The organism is Streptomyces sp. SudanB25_2051 (assembly GCF_964272635.1).
Classification (GTDB): Bacteria; Actinomycetota; Actinomycetes; order Streptomycetales; family Streptomycetaceae; genus Streptomyces.
Genome location: NZ_OZ186787.1, coordinates 3823460 through 3843305 on the forward strand (window position 1 = coordinate 3823460; position 19846 = coordinate 3843305).

General features: G+C 73.5%; 15 protein-coding genes. 6 read left to right on the forward strand and 9 right to left on the reverse strand.

What is annotated here, in order from left to right; all coding sequences use genetic code 11:
- Positions 1 to 264: 264 nt before the first annotated feature.
- The gene (locus ACSUPT_RS17215) at positions 265 to 1902 is read left to right on the forward strand and encodes a helix-turn-helix domain-containing protein (protein ID WP_436944846.1); all 1638 of its coding nucleotides are present in this window, start codon (positions 265 to 267) and stop codon (positions 1900 to 1902) included.
- Between the two features lie 160 nt (positions 1903 to 2062).
- Here ACSUPT_RS17215 and argS read toward each other — a convergent pair whose 3' ends face one another.
- Positions 2063 to 3850, reverse strand: a complete 1788-nt coding sequence (gene argS / locus ACSUPT_RS17220) for an arginine--tRNA ligase (RefSeq protein WP_351966684.1) — start codon at positions 3848 to 3850, stop codon at positions 2063 to 2065.
- Positions 3851 to 4185: 335 nt separating this feature from the next.
- Here argS and lysS point away from each other — a divergent pair, with 335 nt between their 5' ends.
- Positions 4186 to 5940: a lysine--tRNA ligase gene (lysS, locus tag ACSUPT_RS17225; protein ID WP_351966685.1), complete on the forward strand. Its 1755-nt coding sequence runs from the start codon at positions 4186 to 4188 to the stop codon at positions 5938 to 5940.
- Between the two features lie 221 nt (positions 5941 to 6161).
- Here lysS and ACSUPT_RS17230 read toward each other — a convergent pair whose 3' ends face one another.
- The 3 genes from ACSUPT_RS17230 to ACSUPT_RS17240 all read right to left on the reverse strand — a co-directional run bounded on the left by ACSUPT_RS17230 (position 6162) and on the right by ACSUPT_RS17240 (position 9780).
- Entirely contained in the window at positions 6162 to 7850 is a 1689-nt protein-coding gene (locus ACSUPT_RS17230; RefSeq protein ID WP_436944848.1) for a DUF2637 domain-containing protein, read from the reverse strand.
- Positions 7851 to 7966: 116 nt separating this feature from the next.
- Positions 7967 to 8704 carry a DUF3558 family protein gene (locus ACSUPT_RS17235; RefSeq protein ID WP_351966686.1) on the reverse strand — a complete coding sequence of 246 codons (738 nt, stop codon included), beginning with the start codon at positions 8702 to 8704 and terminating at the stop codon, positions 7967 to 7969.
- A 182-nt stretch (positions 8705 to 8886) separates the two neighbouring features.
- Entirely contained in the window at positions 8887 to 9780 is an 894-nt protein-coding gene (locus ACSUPT_RS17240) for a DUF3558 domain-containing protein (RefSeq protein ID WP_436944849.1), read from the reverse strand.
- 171 nt (positions 9781 to 9951) lie between these two features.
- Here ACSUPT_RS17240 and ACSUPT_RS17245 point away from each other — a divergent pair, with 171 nt between their 5' ends.
- Entirely contained in the window at positions 9952 to 11145 is a 1194-nt protein-coding gene (locus ACSUPT_RS17245) for an RtcB family protein (protein ID WP_436944851.1), read from the forward strand.
- A gap of 175 nt (positions 11146 to 11320) precedes the next feature.
- Here ACSUPT_RS17245 and ACSUPT_RS17250 read toward each other — a convergent pair whose 3' ends face one another.
- Together ACSUPT_RS17250 and ACSUPT_RS17255 are read right to left on the reverse strand one after the other, a co-directional pair.
- Complete coding sequence (locus ACSUPT_RS17250) at positions 11321 to 12085, reverse strand: SDR family oxidoreductase (protein WP_351966689.1); 765 nt, start codon at positions 12083 to 12085, stop codon at positions 11321 to 11323.
- Between the two features lie 414 nt (positions 12086 to 12499).
- On the reverse strand, positions 12500 to 13954 hold the full coding sequence (locus tag ACSUPT_RS17255; RefSeq protein WP_436944853.1) for an FAD-dependent monooxygenase: 1455 nt from the start codon (positions 13952 to 13954) through the stop codon (positions 12500 to 12502).
- Between the two features lie 130 nt (positions 13955 to 14084).
- Between ACSUPT_RS17255 and ACSUPT_RS17260 the strand changes: the two genes are divergently transcribed.
- Complete coding sequence (locus ACSUPT_RS17260) at positions 14085 to 14672, forward strand: TetR/AcrR family transcriptional regulator (RefSeq protein WP_351966691.1); 588 nt, start codon at positions 14085 to 14087, stop codon at positions 14670 to 14672.
- A gap of 174 nt (positions 14673 to 14846) precedes the next feature.
- Here the strand turns inward: ACSUPT_RS17260 and ACSUPT_RS17265 are convergent, their stop codons facing one another.
- From ACSUPT_RS17265 to ACSUPT_RS17275, 3 genes are all read right to left on the reverse strand, one after another.
- Positions 14847 to 15581 carry a Mut7-C RNAse domain-containing protein gene (locus tag ACSUPT_RS17265; RefSeq protein ID WP_361661096.1) on the reverse strand — a complete coding sequence of 245 codons (735 nt, stop codon included), beginning with the start codon at positions 15579 to 15581 and terminating at the stop codon, positions 14847 to 14849.
- Between the two features lie 198 nt (positions 15582 to 15779).
- On the reverse strand, positions 15780 to 16325 hold the full coding sequence (locus tag ACSUPT_RS17270) for a GNAT family N-acetyltransferase (protein WP_436946226.1): 546 nt from the start codon (positions 16323 to 16325) through the stop codon (positions 15780 to 15782).
- Positions 16316 to 16753: a hypothetical protein gene (locus ACSUPT_RS17275; RefSeq protein WP_351966694.1), complete on the reverse strand. Its 438-nt coding sequence runs from the start codon at positions 16751 to 16753 to the stop codon at positions 16316 to 16318. Before ACSUPT_RS17275 ends, ACSUPT_RS17270 begins: the two co-directional genes overlap by 10 nt.
- A gap of 783 nt (positions 16754 to 17536) precedes the next feature.
- On the opposite strand from ACSUPT_RS17275, the gene hemL reads away from it, so the two are divergent.
- Positions 17537 to 18853 (forward strand): glutamate-1-semialdehyde 2,1-aminomutase, encoded by a 1317-nt coding sequence (hemL, locus tag ACSUPT_RS17280; protein WP_351966695.1) that lies wholly within the window; start codon positions 17537 to 17539, stop codon positions 18851 to 18853.
- On the forward strand, positions 18850 to 19572 hold the full coding sequence (locus tag ACSUPT_RS17285) for a histidine phosphatase family protein (protein ID WP_361661087.1): 723 nt from the start codon (positions 18850 to 18852) through the stop codon (positions 19570 to 19572). Before hemL ends, ACSUPT_RS17285 begins: the two co-directional genes overlap by 4 nt.
- Positions 19573 to 19846: the final 274 nt, after the last annotated feature.

Here is a 19846-nt window from a genome sequence, read left to right on the forward strand (position 1 = left end):
ATGCGATGACGATCGCCGTGCAGACGATCAGCACGCCGACGGCACAGGCGTCGACGAGGTCGAGGCGGCGGTCTGTCCGCATCGGGCCTCCCGTGTCGGGTGGTGCTGGACACACCGTGCCGAGCCGCGTGATCCAGGGGCAATGGCCACGGGACAATGAGGGACGCTGGAACGCTGGAACGGCCCTGACCTGCACGGTTGTCGGGTGCCTGGAACGCGTGCCTGGAACGGCGCGGTGGAGGGAAGGCACGGGTGGGGAGCGGGATGGAAGGCTTCGCGGAGGCGTTGCGGGGGCTCAAGGAGCGCTCCGGGCTCAGTTACGGCGCCCTCGCCAAGCGCGCGCACATGAGTACGTCGACCCTGCACCGCTACTGCAACGGCGACGCCGTGCCGACGGAGTTCGCCCCCGTCGAGCGGCTCGCGCGGCTGTGCGGGGCGTCGCGGGACGAGATGGTGGCCCTGCACCGGCGCTGGATCGTCGCCGACGAGGCCCGGCGCAGGAGCCGTACGACTCCGGCGGAACCGCCCGCCGGACCACCGGCGGGACCGTCCGCATCTCCGGCCGCGGAAGCACCGGCGGAAACGCCCGCCGGACCGGAGGCCGGACCGCCTGCCGGACCGCCTGCCGGATCGGAGGCCGGACCGCCTGCCGGACCGGAGGCCGCCTCGGGCGCCGCCGCGCCACCGGCCACTGCCGCTCCCACCCCTGCCGGCCCGGCGCCCGGCGCACCCGCCCCTGAACCCGAGTCGCCTGCGGCGGCGGAGCCGGCTCCCCGTACCGAAGTCCCGGCCGCCGCCGCGGCCGAGCCCGCTCCCCGTACGGAGCCCGCGCCCGGTACGGAGCCCGCGCCCGGTACGGAGCCCGCGCCCGGTACCGATGACGCGGACGCCGCCGCGGCCGAGCCCGTCGCCGTGATGGGGCCCGGCGGGCCGAGGTCGTCCGGCGGCGGGCGGGGGCGGTGGCGGCGGGCGCGGCTGGCCGCCGCCGTGGCCGCCGTCCTCGCGGTGACCGCCTCGGCCGGGCTCGCCATGACCCTGTACTCGGACAAGTCCAAGGGCACCGTCCAGGTGAGCGGCGCCGAGCACACCGCGGACGCCCCGCCCGTCGACGGCCCCGCCCAGCCCTCCCGTACCGGCCCGTCCGCCTCCCCGACGCCCTCCGCGTCACCGTCCCGCACCCTCCGCCCCTCCACCACCGCGGGCCCCACCGGGCCCACCGGCCCCGTGCCGACCGTGACCGCGCGGCCGCGCGGCGCCGCTCCGGAACGGCGGGAGAGCGGCGTGCCGCTGACCGTCGACGTGCGCCCGTACGTCTGGCGTGACCCGTGCAGCCAGGTGTACGTGGTGGACCGGCCGCCCTCGCGGATGCCGCCGCCGCCCTCGGAGCAGGGCGCGCGCGGCTGGGTCACCGGGCTCGGCGGGGTGCCGGGCGGGGACATGCTGATGGAGCTGACCGTCCAGGGCACGGGCGAGGAGACGGTGGTCCTGCACGCCCTGCGCGTACGGGTGGTGGAGAAGGGCGCGCCGCTGCCGTGGAACGGATACACGATGGGCGTGGGCTGCGGGGGCGAGATGACGCCCATGAGCCTCGACATCAACCTGGACGCGGCGCGTCCCCGCCCGGTGCCGGTCGCGGGGCAGCAGGGCGACAGGGAGATCCCGGCGACCGACTTCCCGTACAAGGTGTCGGCGGGCGACCCGCAGATGCTGCGGGTGACGGCGCACACGGCCGGGCACGCGGTGCGCTGGTACCTGGAACTGGAGTGGAGCAGCGGGGACCGGCGGGGCACGCTGCTGATCGACGACCGGGGGCGGCCCTTCGCGACGAGCGCGGTCGAGGGGCGGCCCCTGTTCGACCACCCGCTGGGCGGCAGCGGATGGATTCCGCACGTCGCGGGCTAAGAGGCCGGTCTTCCGGCCCTGGGCCATCCGGAAGGCAGGCCCCGGGCCGGGCCGCGTCCCGGCGTACGGGACGTGGCAGGGGTGCCGGGCCCGCTCCGGTCGCCGCGCTGTGCGGGCGCGGCGACCGGAGCGGGGGACACCGGCGGCCGTACGGCCCGGGTCAGAGCCGCTCGGGCGTCCGGATGCCCAGGAGGCCCATGCCCTTGCTGAGGGTCCGCCCCGTCAGGTCGCAGAGGAACAGCCTGTTCTCCACCTGCTCCGGCGTCGGGGCCTTCAGGACCGGGCACTCGGCGTAGAACGTCGTCAGCAGCGACGCCAGCTGGTACAGGTACGCGGCGAGCTTGTGCGGCTCGTACGACGCGGCCACCTCGGCGAGCGTCTCCGCGAACTGGTCCAGGTGCAGGCCGAGCGCGCGCTCCGCCGGGGCCAGCTCCAGCTCCGGGTGCGCGGCCGGCTTCGCGTCGCCGGCCTTGCGGGCGATGGACCGGGTCCGGGCGTAGGCGTACTGGAGGTACACCGACGTGTCGCCGTTCAGCGACACCATCTGGTCCAGGTCGAACTTGTAGTCGCGGGAGGCGGACGTGGACAGGTCGGCGTACTTGATCGCGCCGATGCCGACCTGGGCGCCGCGCTCCGCGATCTCCTCCTCGGTGAGCCGCTGGTCCTCGGGCAGGCTCTCGGCCTTCTCCCGGACGACCGCCGAGGCGCGCTCGATCGCCTCGTCCAGCAGGTCCACGAGCCGGACCGTCTCGCCCTCACGGGTCTTGAACGGCTTGCCGTCCTTGCCGAGGACCGTGCCGAACGCCAGCTGGACGGCCTTCACGTCGTCGCCCAGCCAGCCCGCCCGGCGGGCCGTCTCGAAGACCATCTTGAAGTGCAGCGACTGCCGGGCGTCCACCACGTACAGCAGGGTGTTCGCGCCGAGCTTCTGGACGCGGTCGCGGATCGCGGACAGGTCCGTCGCCGCGTAGCCGTAGCCGCCGTTGGACTTGCGGACGATCAGCGGGACCGGCTGGCCGTCGGGCCCCTTCACATCGTCGAAGAACACGCACAGCGCGCCCTCCGAGCGGACGGCGACACCCGACTCCTCCAGGAGGCGGCAGGTCTCCTCCAGCATGTCGTTGTACCCGGACTCGCCGACCACGTCGGGGTCGCGGATCTCCATGTCGAGCTTGTTGAAGACCGAGTAGAAGTAGATCTTCGACTCGTCCACGAAGCGCTGCCACAGCCGCAGCGTCTCCGGGTCGCCGGACTGGAGCAGGACGACCCGGTCGCGGGAGCGTGCCTTGAACTCCTCGTCCGAGTCGAACAGCGCGCGGGACGCCTTGTAGAGCCGGTTCAGATTCGACATGGCCTCCTCGCCGGAGGCCTGCGTGTCGTCCGTGTCCGCCTTGTGGTCCAGCTCGTGCGGGTGCTCGATCAGGTACTGGATGAGCATGCCGAACTGGGTGCCCCAGTCGCCGATGTGGTGGCGCCGGATCACCTTCTCGCCGGCGAACTCCAGGATCTGCACCATCGCGTCACCGATGACGGCCGACCGCAGATGGCCGACGTGCATCTCCTTGGCCACATTCGGCTGGGCGTAGTCGATCACCGTCGTGCCCGGCTCCGGGGCGAGCGGCACGCCGAGGCGGTCGTCGGCGGCGCGGGCCGCCAGCGTCTCGACGATGGCCCGGTCGCCGACCGTGATGTTGAGGAAGCCGGGTCCGGAGACCTCGACGTCCTTGAGCACGTCGTCCGCCGGGAGGGCGTCGACGACCTTCGTCGCCAGCTCCCGCGGATTGCCCTTGAGCTTCTTCGCGAGCGCCAGGATGCCGTTGGCCTGGAAGTCGGCCCGGTCGCTACGTCGCAGCAGCGGGTCGGCGGAACCGGCCTCCGGCAGGGCTGCCGAGAGGGCGTCCGCGAGGCGCTGCTGCACGGTCGAAGCGAGGGAAGGGACCGAGGCCATGAGCTTCCGTTCCTGTGTCGGGGTCTTGGGCGTGTCCGGAGGCGGCCGGACGCGGATTCCAGGGGTCCGGACAGCCGGGTGCTCGGGGTCCCGAGCTCCGGGTGTCCGGTGGCCGTCCGCGTGGCGCTTTTCCGGTTGTCAAGTCTCCCATGGTCGAGCAACCTCTTGCCCACGCCTTTCCCAGCCTGTGGACAACTCCGGTCGGTGACGGGCGCCGCCTGTGGACAACCTCCGGTCCGGTTGTTCCGTCTGGGAGAATGGCCGAGGGGCGTCAGCGCCTCGGGGGCAGCCCCCTCCCAACCCCTTCCAACCCGCAGAGAACACACACCAAGGACGTGCCGATCGTGGCTCAGAGCAGCACCGAGACCGACTGGGTCTCCCGTTTCGCGGACGAGGTCATCGCCGAGTCGGAGCGACGTGCGCCTGGCAAACCGGTCGTCGTCGCCTCCGGCCTCTCCCCGTCCGGCCCCATCCACCTCGGCAATCTCCGCGAGGTCATGACCCCGCACCTGGTGGCCGACGAGATCCGCCGCCGCGGGCACGAGGTCCGGCACCTGATCTCCTGGGACGACTACGACCGCTACCGCAAGGTGCCGGCCGGCGTCCCCGGTGTCGACGACTCCTGGGCCGAGCACATCGGCAAGCCGCTGACGTCCGTCCCCGCCCCGGCCGGCTCGTCGTACCCGAACTGGGCGGAGCACTTCAAGGCCGCCATGGTCGAGGCGCTCGCCGAGCTGGGCGTCGAGTTCGACGGCATCAGCCAGACCGAGCAGTACACGAGCGGTGCCTACCGCGCGCAGATCCTGCACGCGATGAAGCACCGCGCGGAGATCGACGCGATCCTCGACCGGTACCGGACGAAGGACAAGGCCACCGGCCAGCCCAAGGGGCAGAAGCAGCAGAAGCAGCAGAAGCCGGTCGACGAGGCCGAGCTGGAGGCCGCCGAGGGCTCCGGCGCGGCCAGCGAGGACGACGGCTCGGGCGGCGCCGGCGGCTACTACCCGTACAAGCCGTACTGCGGGAACTGCGAGCGCGACCTCACCACCGTCACGTCCTACGACGACGACACGACCGAGCTGACGTACGGCTGCGTGTGCGGCTTCTCCGAGACCGTGCTGCTCAGCGAGTTCGACCGGGGCAAGCTCGTCTGGAAGGTCGACTGGCCGATGCGCTGGGCGTACGAAGGCGTGATCTTCGAGCCCAGCGGCGTGGACCACTCCTCGCCCGGCTCGTCGTTCGTCGTCGGCGGCCAGATCGTCCGCGAGGTCTTCGACGGCGTCCAGCCGATCGGCCCGATGTACGCGTTCGTCGGCATCTCCGGCATGGCGAAGATGTCCTCCTCGAAGGGCGGCGTGCCCACCCCGGCCGACGCGCTGAAGATCATGGAGGCGCCGCTGCTGCGCTGGCTCTACGCGCGCCGCAAGCCGAACCAGTCCTTCAAGATCGCCTTCGACCAGGAGATCCAGCGGCTCTACGACGAGTGGGACAAGCTGGAGGCCAAGGTCGCGGACGGCACGGCCCTGCCCGCCGACGCCGCGGCCCACTCGCGGGCGGTGCGCACGGCCGCCGGTGAGCTGCCGCGCACGCCGCGCCCGCTGCCGTACCGGACGCTCGCCTCGGTCGTCGACATCACGGCCGGACACGACGAGCAGACGCTGCGCATCCTGAGCGAGCTCGACCCGGAGAACCCGCTGTCGTCGCTGGACGAGGTGCGGCCGCGGCTGGACCGCGCGGAGAACTGGATCACCACGCAGGTCCCGGCCGACGCCCGCACCATCGTGCGCGACGAGCCGGACACGGAGCTGCTGGGCTCCCTCGACGACCAGGGCCGCGAGTCGCTGCGGCTGCTGCTGGAGGGCCTGGACAGCCACTGGTCGCTGGACGGACTGACGACGCTGGTCTACGGCGTGCCGAAGGTCATGGCCGGTCTCGACCCGGAGGCCAAGCCGACGCCGGAGCTGAAGGTCGCCCAGCGGGACTTCTTCGCCCTGCTGTACCGCCTGCTCGTCAGCCGTGACACGGGCCCGCGCCTCCCGACGCTGCTGCTGGCGGTCGGCGCGGACCGCGTGCGCAAGCTGCTGGCCGCGTGACGCGCGGCGCGGCGCCCCGCGTGTGACGTCGAGTGCGTGACGCGCGGCGCCCTGCGTGTGACGTCGAGGCGCCCGGTGCCCTGCCGGTCAGGGCGTAAGGTGCCCCGACGATGGATGAAGGGCCCCGCCTGGTGGTGGGGCCCTTCATCCATGTGCCGCGCCGCGCGGGCGGGTCCGGGGGCAGACGGCGTGTCGCCCCGGCCCCCGTTCGCCCGCACGCGTCAGGCGATGTGGTTCTCCGTCAGCTCGGCCTGGTAGCGGGCCGCGAAGTCGGGGAGCACGCGGCGGAGCATCGGAACGGCGCGGGAGTGCCGGAGGCCGTACGCGTCGGCGAGGTGCTGGACCAGGGCGTCGACGGCCGGCTCGGCACGGTACTCGTCCACGTACGCGCCGAACGCCTCGTACGCCGCGTGGAGGTACTCGGCGTCGTTCACCTCGGGGAGGTCGTCGGCCGCCGCGTCGGCGTACGGCGTTTCCTCCAGGCGGGCGGCGCCTTCGGCGCGGGCCGTCTCCCCGGTGTGGTGCTGACCGGCGGGCGCCGCCGGGCCGTACGTGCCCGCGTAGGCGGTCTCCTGGGGCGGCTTGGGCGCCGCGAACCAGGGGCTGACGTGGCTGGCGGGGCCGGGAGCGGGCTCCGGCCGGGTCTCCGCCGGCGCGGGGTGCTGCTGGGCAGGCTCGGGAGCCGTGACCGTGGCCGGGTCCGGTTCGGGGCCCTCCGGGCGGGACGCCTGGGCCGGGTGCGGCTGGGGGTGCTGCTGCGGGTGCTGCTCCGGCGCGGCCGGCTGCGGCTGGACCATGCCCTGGACGGGACCCTGCGACTGCGCCTGGAGCTGCTGCGGGGGCTGGGGCTGCCCTTGGTGCTGCTGAGGGGGCTGGGCCTGGGACTGGGCTTGGACGTGGGCCTGCGCCTGCTGCGGTGTCTGGGCCTGCGCCTGGGCTTGGGCCTGCGTCTGGACTGGCTCGTGGGCCTGCGCCTGGACCTGCTGCGGGGCCTGGGCCGCGGTCTGCTGCGCGGCCTGGGTCTGGACCTGCTGCGGGGCGACGGCCACCTCCCGTACCGCCTGCCCCTCGGGTACCGCGGTCGCGGCCACGGGGCCCGCGGCCTCGGCGGCAGATGACGCCTGAGGCAGCTCCGCCACCGCTACCGGCGCCAGGGCCGCGGGCGCCCCGGCCGCCGCCACCGGGGCCTCGTGGGCCACCGGGTTCGGGGGCAGCAGTACCGGTTCGATGCCGGCCGCCGCCAGGCCCGCCGGTGCGGTGTCCGCCAGCGGCACGCCGTACTTCGCCAGCCGCAGCGGCATCAGCGCCTCCACGGGCGCCTTGCGCCGCCACGCGCGGCCGAACCGGGCCTGCAGCCGCGCCTGGTAGATCAGCCGGTCCTGCTCCAGCTTGATCACCTGGTCGTACGAGCGCAGCTCCCACAGCTTCATCCGCCGCCACAGCCGGAACGTCGGCACCGGCGACAGCAGCCAGCGGGTGAGCCGTACGCCCTCCATGTGCTTGTCGGCCGTGATGTCCGCGATCCGGCCGACCGCGTGCCGGGCCGCCTCGACGGCCACGACGAACAGCATCGGGATGACCGCGTGCATGCCCACGCCGAGCGGGTCCGGCCACGCGGCCGCGCCGTTGAAGGCGATCGTGGCGGCGGTGAGCAGCCACGCCGTCTGCCGCAGCAGCGGGAAGGGGATGCGCAGCCAGGTCAGCAGCAGGTCCAGCGCGAGCAGGACGCAGATACCGGCGTCGATGCCGATGGGGAAGACCAGGGAGAAATCGCCGAAACCTTTCTTCTCCGCCAGCTCCCGCACCGCCGCGTACGAGCCCGCGAAGCCGATTCCGGCGATGACCAGGGCACCGGCGACGACGACACCGATCAAAACGCGGTGCATCCGTGTCAGTTGCATCGCGGCCACCCGCGGTCTCCTCCCCTGGTGCGCATGTGCTGTTCGCGGGCACAGCCTGGCACATGTGTGCGAGATCCGGCCGCGCGGGGGCGGCCGGATCTCGTCGTCTCCCGCGCTACGGGCGGTTACTTGTTGGCGGCGGCCACGGCCGCGACGGCGTCCTTGACGGCCTTGACCGTGCCCTCCATCAGCTCGCCGGCGGCCGGGGGCTTGGCGCCCGCGTAGCCGGTGCCGTTGTAGGAGACGGTGATGACCACGTTCTCCGAGCGGACCACGATCACGCCGTAGCGGAAGGTCTCGCCGGTCTTCTTCATGGAGTAGCTGACGGCACGGGCCTCGTTGCCGACGCCCGGCACCGACGAGGTGACCACGTCCATGGCGCCCTCGGTCGCCTTCACCTCGGCGACCTTGCCCACGTACTTGTCCTGGGCGCGCTTCTCGCCCGCGCCGAGCGTCTGGTCCGAGTCGAAGCGGAGCAGCGAGACGTCCAGCCAGCGGTAGTCGGAGCCCTTGACGCCCTTGTCCTCCAGGCCGTTCCACGAGCAGTTGCCGCGGTCGTTGAGGTCGGAGGACTTGCCGGGCGTGCCCGCCTTCTTCTTCACCTCGGGCACGAGGTCCTCGACCGTCTTGGCGGTGATGGACTTGCAGGCGTCCGGCAGCTTGGCGAACTTCGCCGGGGCGACGCTCGGCGCGGGCGCCGCCGAGGTGGCGGGCGCGGCGGAGGCACCGCCCGCGGCGGACGCGGAGGGCGACGCGGACGCGCCGGGGCCGGAGTCGTCCGACGAGCAGCCGGCGGCGACGAGCATCACCGGGACGGCGGCGCAGGCGAGTATGCGGGTGAGACGCGGGGCTGATCGGTGCATGGTTCCTTCAGTCGCTCTGTCGCTTGTCGTACGAGTCGCTCGTACCGGCCTGTCTTACGGTCCGGTCGTACGGTCCGGGCGATCCGGCCCGGCCACGGTAGCCCGTCCGGGCGCCCGGACGGGGGCCGTCGGCCGTACCGGACCGGGCAGCGGGCGCGCGTCGGCGGGGCCCGCGGTACGGGTCACTCGTCGAGCCGCTCGGCCAGACGGGCCGCCAGCCCGCGGGCCTTTTCCTGCAGTTCCTCACTGTCCGGAACCTCGCCGACACGCGTGGGCTGGGCCGCGTACCGCACGGTCACGATCACGTTCGATGTGCGGAAGACCACGCTGACGACGCGCTGCTGGGCGGCCGAACCGGCCGGGGCGAGGACGTCGTCGAGGAACGCCGCGTCGCCGAGGTCGGTGAGCGTGCGGGACTCCAGGCCCTCGGGCGGCGCGGAGGCCGCGGGGGAGGGGGCGGCGGGCGAGACGGTCTGGGCCTGCTGGCCCGCCGCGGGAAGGGCGGCACCGACTCCGGCGCCCGGATGGCCCGCCTTCGCGGGGGGCTTGGCGGTGGTGCCGGGGGCGGGCGTGGCCGCGCCGGTGCCGGGGGGCGTGTCAGGGGTGGTCGCGGGCGGCGAGGCGGGGGCCAGGCCGGCGGCGGACTCCTTGGTGGTGTACACCTCCTGGGCCCGCGTCTCGTCGCTGACGGCCGGGTCGTAGGACACGACGCGTTCGAAGTCGAGGGTGAGGTGGTGGATCGCGTCCGGGCCGTCGGCCTTCCAGGCGCAGCCGACGCGGCGGTCCGTGTCGTAGGTGACGGCGGCGGTGCCGCGCAGGACGCGGTCGCGCTGCTCGGCGGGGAGCGCGGTGACGGCGGGCAGCATGTTCTGCAGGGTGGCGCGGGAGACGGAACCGCACGGCTCCAGGAGGGTGCGGTAGCGGCCGGGCTGGGCGACGGCGCCGGTGGCGGTGCCGGCCTTGGCGTCGATGTCCGAACCTGTCGTTCCCGGACCGGACGTGCATCCGGCGAGGGCGCTCGCGCTGAGTGCCGCGAGGAGCGCGGCCATGCCGGTTGCGTACGCCCTTCGCTGCACGGTCCCGGGCTCCCTTCCCTGCGGTCACGGTGAAAACAGCTTGCCGGTGGTCGGCGGCCGGTGAACACAATGTGTATCGCACGCGCGCCGTTGCTGCCGGTCTGCTGTCACTTATGTCAGTTCTGGCACCGGATTTTGCGCTTTCTGGACTTTATGGGGGATCGAGGGAGTATGTCGTACGTCGAGGTGCCGGGGGAGCAGGTCCCCATCCGGATGTGGACGGACCCGGCCGGGGTGGAGGACGTCGCCCTCCAGCAGCTGCGGAACACGGCGACCCTGCCGTGGATCAAGGGCCTCGCCGTCATGCCGGACGTCCACTACGGCAAGGGCGCCACCGTCGGCTCCGTCATCGCCATGCGCGGCGCGGTGTGCCCGGCGGCGGTGGGCGTGGACATCGGCTGCGGCATGTCCGCGGTGAAGACCTCCCTGACCGCGAACGACCTGCCGGGCGACCTGTCCGGGCTGCGGTCGCGGATCGAGCAGGCCATTCCGGTGGGCCGCGGCATGCACGACGAGATGGTGGACCCGGCCCGGTTCGACGGCTTCGCGGCGAGCGGCTGGGACGATCTGTGGGCGCGGTTCGACGGTATCGCGGAGGCGGTCAAGTTCCGTCAGGACCGTGCGGCGAAGCAGATGGGAACGCTCGGAAGCGGTAACCACTTCGTCGAAGTCTGCCTGGATTCGACCGGTTCGGTGTGGCTGATGCTGCACTCCGGCTCGCGGAACATCGGCAACGTGCTGGCCGAGCACCACATCGGCGTCGCCCGGCAGCTGCCGCACAACCAGGACCTGATCGACCGGGACCTCGCCGTGTTCGTCGCGGACACCCCGGAGATGGCCGCGTACCGCAACGACCTGTTCTGGGCGCAGGAGTACGCCAAGTACAACCGCTCCGTCATGATGGCGCTCCTGAAGGACGTCGTCCGCAAGGAGTTCAAGAAGGCCAAGGTGTCCTTCGAGCGGGAGATCTCCTGCCACCACAACTACGTGGCGGAGGAGCGGTACGACGGGATGGACCTGCTCGTCACCCGCAAGGGAGCGATCCGCGCCGGCAGCGGCGAGTACGGGATCATCCCGGGCTCCATGGGCACCGGCTCGTACATCGTGAAGGGCCTCGGCAACGAGAAGTCCTTCAACTCCGCCTCCCACGGCGCCGGTCGCCGGATGAGCCGGAACGCCGCCAAGCGCCGCTTCTCCACGCGGGACCTGGAGGAGCAGACGCGGGGCGTGGAGTGCCGCAAGGACTCCGGCGTCGTGGACGAGATCCCCGCCGCGTACAAGCCGATCGAGAAGGTCATCGACCAGCAGCGCGACCTGGTGGAGGTCGTGGCGAAGCTGAAGCAGGTCGTCTGCGTGAAGGGCTGACGACCGGCTGCCGCTCTGGCACCGGTGCGGGCCCGTGCCCGGTGCGGGCCGGTGTCCGGTGTCGGGTGGCGCCCGGTGCGGGCCGGTGTCCGGTGCGGCTCGGGCGCTGGTCCGGCCCCGCGCCCGGTCCTGTCCGGCTCGGGCGCGGGGCCGGCTCCGACTTGCCGGCTGAGCGTCAGTTCTGCCGGTACACCTTGTAGTTCGACGCCTGGGCGCGGGGGCGGACCACCAGCAGGTCGATGTTGACGTGCGGGGGGCGGGTCACGGCCCAGGCGATCGTGTCGGCCACGTCGTCGGCCGACAGCGGGTCGGGAACGCCCTCGTACACCTTCGCCGCCCGCTCCGTGTCGCCCCGGAACCGGGTCGTGGCGAACTCCTCCGTCTTCACCATGCCGGGCGCCACCTCGATCACCCGGACCGGAGTGCCGACGATCTCCAGGCGCAGCGTCTCCGCGAGGACCCGTGCGCCGTTCTTCGCGGCGACATAGCCCGCGCCGCCCTCGTAGGTGGCGTGCCCGGCGGTGGAGGACACCACGACGACCGTGCCGGCGCCGCTCTCGGTGAGCGCGGGCAGCAGCGCCTGCGTCATGTGCAGCGTGCCCAGGACGTTCACGTCGTACATGCGGCGCCAGTCCTCGGGGTCGCCGGTCGCCACCGGGTCGGCGCCGAGCGCGCCGCCCGCGTTGTTCACCAGCACGTCGCAGCGGTCCAGCGAGGCCGCGAACGCGTCGACGGCCGGGCGGTCGGTGACGTCGAGCGCGTACGCCGTCGCCTGGTGACCGGCCTCGGTCAGCTCGGCGGCCAGCGCCTCGATGCGGTCCTTGCGGCGGGCGGTCAGTACGACGTGGTGCCCGGCCTCGGCCAGGTGCCGCGCGGTGGCGGCCCCGATGCCGCTGCTGGCTCCTGTGACGACGGCGACGGGCAGGGCGGCGGCGGTCATGGTGGGTGTGCTCCTCGGGGCGGCGGTGAGCGGTACGCCGCCAGCATAGGGGCGTGCGCCCCGGCGCGTGAGGCGTACATGATCATTGCTTCCCTGTAGGGCCTGATGTGCGTACGGGGCCCGCTGTACGTGCCGTCCCCGCCGCCGTGTCGTGCGTCCGGCCGGGCCTGCGGGCCGCCGTGTGCGCGGCGCCGTGTGCGCGGCTCCCGCCGTGGGGCGCCGCGCGGCGGGGTGCCGGCTGTGCGCCCCGCAGGTTCCGCTGTGCCCACCCTCCCCCAAGCTCTCGGCTTCGCTCGAGCAGGGGGGACCCCCATCGCCCCTGCGGAACGTCTGCCCACAGCGGGAGCGACTGTCGCAGGGCTGCCGCTCGCCGGCCCCTGCGGAACGGCTGCCCACAGCGGGGGAGGTGAGGGGTCAGTCCTGGGCCCAGGCTATGTGGGCGTCGGGGCGGATCAGGAGGGCCGTGCGGCGGGCCGGGTTCGTCCACGTCGTGCGGATGACCTTGCCCGGCGCGGTGGCGATCTCCGGGGCGGCCGGCTCCGTGCCCCGCGGGGCCACCAGGACGAACGCCCCTTCGCGCAGCAGCTCGTACAGCCGCCCCTCGGCCAGCGCCAGGTCCGGTGCGCGCCGGCCGGTCAGCCGGTGGGCGCCGCGCCGGGCCCCGTACGCGATGCCGATGCCGGTCAGCCTGCCGATCACCCGGGCGGAGACCGGGCCCGTGGACACCAGGCGGGCGGCCGCCGTGCGGGCGGCGCGGCCCAGGGGCGTGCGGACCATCGCGAGGCGGACGATCAGCCCGCTGCTGCGGACGGCGGCCTTGCCGACCGGGTGCCGCTCGGCCTGGTAGCTGTCGAGCAGCGCCTCCGGGTCGTCGGCGTCACCGCGCACCACCGCGGCGAGCTTCCAGGAGAGGTTGGCGGCGTCCTGGAGGCCGGTGTTCATGCCCTGGCCGCCGGCGGGGGAGTGGACGTGCGCGGCGTCCCCGGCGAGCAGCACCCGGCCCACCCGGTAGGCGGGAGCCTGGCGCTCGTCGCTGTGGAAGCGGGAGAGCCAGCGGGCGTCGTGCATCCCGAAGTCCGAGCCGAGCGCGCGGCGGGTGATGTCGCGGATCTCGTCCAGCTCGACGGGCGCGTCGTCCGGCAGCCGGCGGTGCCGGTCCCAGCCGATCATCCGGTACCAGCCGTCGCCGAACGGGGCGAGGAAGGCGAACGCGTCGCCCGTGCCGTCCGCCATCGGCACCTCGCGGGGCGGCTCGGAGAGGCGGACGTCCGCGAGAACGAGTGAGCGGATCACCGAACGCCCCGGGAAGGGCAGGCCCACCTGCTGCCGGACGGTGCTGCGCACGCCGTCCGTGCCGACCAGGTATCTCGCGCGGAGGCGCAGGACGCCGCCGTCCCCCGGGGCCAGCTCGGCAGTGACGCCGTCGGCGTCCTGGCGCAGGGCGCGCAGCGCCGTCTCGTGGCGGAACTCCACGCCGGCCGCGCGGGCGCGCCGCTCCAGCAGGGCCTCCACCTCGTACTGCGGGGTGATGAGCAGGCAGGGGAAACGGCTGCGCAGCCCCGAGAGCCGCAGTGAGGCGCTGCCGAACAGCCTCTGCCGGGTCACGGTGGTGCCCGTCCGTATCAGCTCGTCCGCGAGGTCCCTGGCGTCGAGCACCTCCAGCGTCCGCGCGTGGACGGCGAAGGCGCGCGTCAGATTGGTGATCGCGCGGGGGCGCCGCTCGACGAGGGTGACGCGGACCCCCGCCTCGGCGAGGTCCCCCGCGAGCAGCAGCCCGGTGGGGCCGGCGCCCACGACGGCGACATCCGTGTCGATGGTCGGCGCTCCGGCGCCCGTGCTCGGTCCGTCAGTCATGCCGGTGCTGGTCATGCCTGCCTCCTCAAGCCGACCCCACGGGGGGCCAACGACCGTTGGTCAACACCTGTTGGTCAACGCTTGTTGGCAAACGTAGAGTCGACGGGGCTGGTATGTCAACACCTGTTGGCCTACATTTGTTGGCATGGAGAAGGAAGCCGTCACCTCGCCGAGCCGCGCCCCGCGCCGCTCCGACGCCACCCGCGCCGCGATCCTCGGAGCGGCACGCGAGCGGTTCGCCGCGGACGGCTACGAGCGCGCCACGATCCGGGCCATCGCCCGGGACGCGGGCATCGACCCGTCGATGGTGATGCGCTACTACGGCAACAAGGAGCGGCTGTTCGTGGCCGCGTCCGAGATCGACCTGCGGATGCCGGACCTGGCCGCCGTGCCGGCCAAGCACATCGGCGTCGTCCTCGTCAGCCACTTCCTCGACCGCTGGGAGTCGGACGAGACGCTGCAGGCCATGCTCCGCGTCGGCGCCACGAACGAGGCGGGCGCCGAGCGCCTGCGCGAGGTCTTCAAAGCCAACGTCGGGAAGCTGGCGGCCGGGATATGCCCCCGCCCGGAGGAGGTGCCGAAGCGGGCCGCGCTCGTCAGCGCGCAGATGCTCGGCATGGCCCTCGCCCGGTACGTGCTGCGCTTCCCGCCCGCCGTCGCGATGGAGCGCGAGGAGATCGTCGCCTGGCTCGCCCCGACGATCCAGCGGTACCTGACGGCCGAGCGGCCGTAAACGGCACGGCGGCCACCGTGGTCGGACGGTGCGGCCGTGAGACGGTGCGGCCGTCAGGCCGCCATGGACGGCCGGAGGCCGGGGCGACGGACGGCGGGGGCCGTCGCAGTACGGCGCCGTCCGGCATCCGGCACCCTCCGGGCGCCCGGCGGCAGACCGCCCGGTGTCCGGACCTCAGGCCGCCGCGCCGCCGAACTCGCGCAGCGCCGTGCGGACGATGTCGTCCAGCCGGGCGTGGTGCGCGCCGCGCCAGTACACCCGGTCGCAGGCCGTGCAGCGGGCGAACACGTCGTACGTGCGCCGCGTGCCGTGCTCCAGACGCTCGCGCACCTCGTCCTTGTCCGCCTCGGTCAGCACGCCGTTGCAGGCCGTGCACCGGGTCCACGGGGCCAGCCGGGGAGCGAAGCGCTCCAGTACGTCCCGCAGCTGCTCGTCCGGCCGGTGGCTGTAGACGAAGGCGCCCGCCCACAGCTCGCGGCGGCGCAGCAGCCCCCGGTCGCGCGAGAGCATCACCCGCCGCTCCCGCGCCGACTGGGCGGCCAGCGCGGCGTCGCCGATGTCCTCGCTCTCGTACGCCGCATCGACCCCCAGCAGCCGCAGTCGCCGCGCGAGCGTGCCCAGATGGACGTCGAGGAGGAACCGCAGCGGCGCGCCCGGCACCTCCTGCGGGCGCCGCACGTCCCGCACCTCGACCTCCTCGCCGGCCGCCGGGACGTGCGAGACGGGCACCGCCTCACCGTTCACCAGCAGGGCCCCCACCTCGGTGAGCGGTACGCCGAGCGACTCGACGACGTGCCCGAGCGTCGACACGCCGTCCGTCGACAGGGCCGTACGGCCCGCTCGGCGGGGCGCCGCCACGAACACGCCCAGGCCGGGCGCGAAGCTGATGTGGATCTCCGGTCCCTTCACGCGGCCAGAATGCCACCGGGCGCCCGCCGCCAGCCAGGCCATTTCCCGGCGCAGGCCGCCTTCACCGCAGCCCCGGCCACCGGAACCCGCACCCCGTGCCCCGCACCGCAGCCACGCCCACCGGAACCCGCGCCCCGCCCGTCGCCCCACCAGGACCGCACGCCCGGCCGCGCGCACGCGCACCAGGACCCCGCGCCCCTACGCCTCCCCGCGCCCCCGCAGGTCGTACCGCCAGTCGTTGCTCACCATCAGGTGCCCCACCGGGTACTCGAAGAGCCGCTCGCCCCGCAGTTCGAAGCCCGCCTTCCGGCACACGGCGTTCGACGCGGCGTTCCGCACGGACGGGTAGGCGTGCAGGTACCGGTAGGCGCCGGCCGCGCGGGCGAGCTCCACCACGGCGCGCGCCGCCGCCGTCGCCACGCCACGGCCCTGAAAGCCGGGCAGGATGCTCCACCCGGTCTCGTAGACGTGCTCGCCGTCCCCGGTGTGCGGCCAGAAGCCGATCGTCCCGGCCGGCACCCCGTCCGGCACCACGACGATCCGGAACATCCGGCCGGCCTCCGCGGGCCCGTCGAGCATCGCCAGATACCGCTGGTGCCGCCGGACCACCTGCTCCTCGGTCTCGGGACCGCCCAGGTGCTCCGTCATCTCAGGGGCGTTGACGGCCCGCAGCAGCGGCAGGCACTCCGGAGACCAGGGATCGAGCCGCACGGGCGAGGGCGCGGCGGCGTCCGTCACGGCCAGACCAGGCAGTAGGGCTGGTGGCCGGCCTCGTGGAGCCGTACGGAGAAGTCCTGCCACTCGTGCAGCAGCTGGTACACGTCGAACGCGTCGCGCGGACCGCCCCGGTCGGGGACCGTCGACCAGATGAAGGCGGCGGCGCCCACGGACTCCTCGCCGACGCCGCGCAGCGGGTCGACCACCGTCGTGGGCAGCTTCACGACCGCGTAGTCCGGGTGCAGCACCACCAGCTCCAGCGGCGGCACCTTGTGCAGGGGCATGCCCTGGAGGCCGGTCAGCACCATGGCGGCTATGGTCTCCGGCTTGATCTTGGTGAACATCCCGCCCATGCCGAGCTCGTCACCGCCGAGCTCCTCGGGGCGCATCGAGATCGGCACGCGCGCGGCCGTGGCGCCGTTGGGCGCGCCGAAGTACTTGTAGGTCACCCCCATGCGGCCACCCCTGCTTCCCAGCTGGTCCGGCCCCAGGGGCTCGCCTCCGGTAAAGCCCGCCAGGCCGCCGAACTCGGGTCCGCTCCCGGACTCCGCCCGGTCACCGGAACCGGCCGGGCGCTCGAAATCCGCCGGGCCGCCGAAGCCCGCCGCGCTCCCGAAACCCGCCGGACCCGTGGGGCCCGCCGGGCCGGGAAAGCCCGCGGGGCCCTCCCGCTGCGGGGCGTCGTCCCGTCGTACCGGCTCCCGAGGGGGGTCGTCCCGCTGTCGCCGGTGCCTTCCCCGACGGGCACGCTCGGGACCCAGATCGCCGGTCCCCTCGCCCAGTCCGCCACCGCGATGCATATCTCCACCCGACTGCTTGCAGGGGTGACACGGCCCCCGCCGCGCGACCCGATCATCGTGTCAGTGACCTCCCCTGCGAACCAGTGGTGAAACACCTGTCCGCGAGAACGTCCCGGCCTCTGACACCATGGTTTCCGTGAGCTCTCCCTATGACGCCCCAGTTTCGCAGACGCGGAGGGCTGACGCCGTGCCTGAATACAAGGTCAGGAAACTCCGTGATCTCTCGGCTCCGCCCGAGCAGGGGAACACCCTTGTGAAACAAGATCGTGGGGGAAGGCGTCACGCCGAAGCAAGGCCGCCCGGCCGATTGTCGTGAAACCGGATGCCGTGAAAAGGAACACGGCTCGCCCCGCGCCCCGCTGGACCGCCCCGCCGCCGCGCCGGCGGCAGCTCCCGCACCAGCCGTCCGTCCACTCGTTCTCGCAGGTCAGGACCCAAGTGTCGTACTCATACGAAGCCCCAGCCTCACAGTCGCTCTTCGACCGCGCCTCCCAGGTGACGCCCGGCGGCGTGAACTCCCCCGTCCGGGCCTTCCGGGCCGTGGGCGGCACGCCCCGCTTCATGGTGTCGGGCACGGGCCCGTACCTCACCGACGCGGACGGGCGCGAGTACGTCGACCTCGTCTGCTCCTGGGGCCCGATGATCCTCGGCCACGCGCACCCCGAGGTCATCGCCGCCGTGCAGGAGGCCGTCGCGCGCGGCACCTCCTTCGGCACGCCGGGTGAGGGCGAGGTCGCGCTCGCGGAGGAGATCGTGGCTCGGGTCGCCCCGGTCGAGCAGGTCCGGCTGGTGTCCAGCGGCACCGAGGCGACCATGTCCGCGATCCGCCTGGCGCGCGGCTTCACCGGCCGCAGCAAGGTCGTCAAGTTCGCGGGCTGCTACCACGGGCACGTGGACGCGCTGCTGGCCGCCGCGGGCTCCGGCGTCGCCACCTTCGGCCTGCCCGACACCCCCGGCGTCACGGGGGCGCAGGCGGGCGACACGATCGTGCTGCCGTACAACGACCTGGAGGCCGTGCAGGAGGCGTTCCACCGGCACCCGGGCGAGATCGCCTGCGTGATCACCGAGGCGTCCCCCGGCAACATGGGCGTCGTCCCGCCCCGCCCCGGCTTCAACCAGGGGCTGAAGGACGCGTGCGCGAAGAACGGCGCGCTGTACATCTCCGACGAGGTCATGACCGGTTTCCGCACGTCGAAGGCGGGCTGGTACGGCGTGGACGGCGTCGTCCCGGACCTGATGACGTTCGGCAAGGTCATGGGCGGCGGCTTCCCGGCGGCGGCCTTCGGCGGCCGCGCCGACGTGATGGCCCACCTCGCGCCGGCCGGCCCGGTCTACCAGGCGGGCACGCTCTCCGGTAACCCGGTCGCCACCGCCGCCGGCCTCGCGCAGCTGCGGCTGCTCGACGACGCCGCGTACGAGAAGGTCGACGCCGTCTCGCGGGAGATCCAGGGCCTGGTGACGGACGCGCTGGCCAAGGAGGGCGTGGCGCACCGGCTGCAGACCGCGTCCAACATGTTCTCGGTGTTCTTCACCGACCGGGAGGTCCGGGACTACGAGGACGCCAAGCGCCAGGAGTCGTTCCGCTTCACCGCGTTCTTCCACTCGATGCTGGCGCAGGGCGTCTACCTGCCGCCGTCGGCGTTCGAGTCGTGGTTCGTGTCGACCGCCCACGACGAGCGCGCCGTGGAGCGGATCGCCGCCGCGCTGCCCGCCGCCGCCCGCGCCGCCGCGGAGGCCACGGAGGCCGCGGCATGACGGAGGTGCGGGACGCGCTGCGGGACAAGCGGGAGCGCGACGCGGACGGCGACGTGACCGTCGTGCACCTGATGCGCCACGGCGAGGTGCACAACCCGGACGGCATCCTGTACGGCCGCCGCGCCGGGTACCACCTCTCCGAGCTGGGGCGGCGGATGGCCGACCGGGTCGCCGAGCACCTGGCCGACCGGGACATCGCCCATGTCGTGGCGTCTCCGCTGGAGCGGGCGCAGGAGACGGCCGAGCCGATCGCGCGCTCCCACGGCCTGGAGCTGGCCACGGACGAGCGGCTGATCGAGGCGGCCAACGTCTTCGAGGGCAAGACCTTCGGTGTCGGCGACGGCGCGCTGCGCAAGCCGGGCAACTGGCGGCATCTGACCAACCCGTTCCGGCCGTCGTGGGGCGAGCCCTACATCGACCAGGTCGTCCGGATGATGGGCGCCCTGGCCGCCGCGCGGGACGCGGCGCGCGGGCACGAGGCGGTGTGCGTCAGCCACCAGCTGCCCATCTGGATCGTGCGGAGCTTCGTGGAGCGGCGCCGGCTGTGGCACGACCCGCGCCGGCGGCAGTGCACGCTCGCGTCGCTGACGACCTTCACGTACCACGGCGACACGATCGTCTCGGTGGGGTACAGCGAACCGGCGCGCGATCTCGTCCCGGCGCACCTCCTCGCGGGCGCGAAGCCGGTGAAGGGAAAGTCGAAGGCATTCGGCGCCTGACGATCTTCAGCGCGGTCTTCAGCCCGGTCTTCAGCCCGGTCCGCGGCCCGCACTTCGGCCGGAACTCGGGCCGGGACTTCGGTCCGGACTTCGGCCGGGACTCGGGTCCGCTCTTCGGCCCGGACTTCCGCCGGCACTTCCGCCCGGCCGGGCCGGACTTCGGGCGGCACTTCCGCTCCGCCTTCGGGCCGTACTCCGGGCGACTCCGGGGCGGTCCTCCGGTGCCCGGGGACGGGCTTCCGGCGGCCGTCCCCGGCCGTTCCGACGTGATCTC

Coding starts and splice junctions, on each gene's coding strand:
- ACSUPT_RS17215 (WP_436944846.1), top strand. CDS start 265: ATGGAAGGCTTCGCGGAGGCGTTGCGGGGGCTCAAGGAGCGCTCCGGG.
- argS (WP_351966684.1), bottom strand. CDS start 3,850: ATGGCCTCGGTCCCTTCCCTCGCTTCGACCGTGCAGCAGCGCCTCGCG.
- ACSUPT_RS17235 (WP_351966686.1), bottom strand. CDS start 8,704: ATGCACCGATCAGCCCCGCGTCTCACCCGCATACTCGCCTGCGCCGCC.
- ACSUPT_RS17245 (WP_436944851.1), top strand. CDS start 9,952: ATGTCGTACGTCGAGGTGCCGGGGGAGCAGGTCCCCATCCGGATGTGG.
- ACSUPT_RS17250 (WP_351966689.1), bottom strand. CDS start 12,085: ATGACCGCCGCCGCCCTGCCCGTCGCCGTCGTCACAGGAGCCAGCAGC.
- ACSUPT_RS17255 (WP_436944853.1), bottom strand. CDS start 13,954: ATGACCAGCACCGGCATGACTGACGGACCGAGCACGGGCGCCGGAGCG.
- ACSUPT_RS17260 (WP_351966691.1), top strand. CDS start 14,085: ATGGAGAAGGAAGCCGTCACCTCGCCGAGCCGCGCCCCGCGCCGCTCC.
- ACSUPT_RS17275 (WP_351966694.1), bottom strand. CDS start 16,753: ATGGGGGTGACCTACAAGTACTTCGGCGCGCCCAACGGCGCCACGGCC.
- ACSUPT_RS17285 (WP_361661087.1), top strand. CDS start 18,850: ATGACGGAGGTGCGGGACGCGCTGCGGGACAAGCGGGAGCGCGACGCG.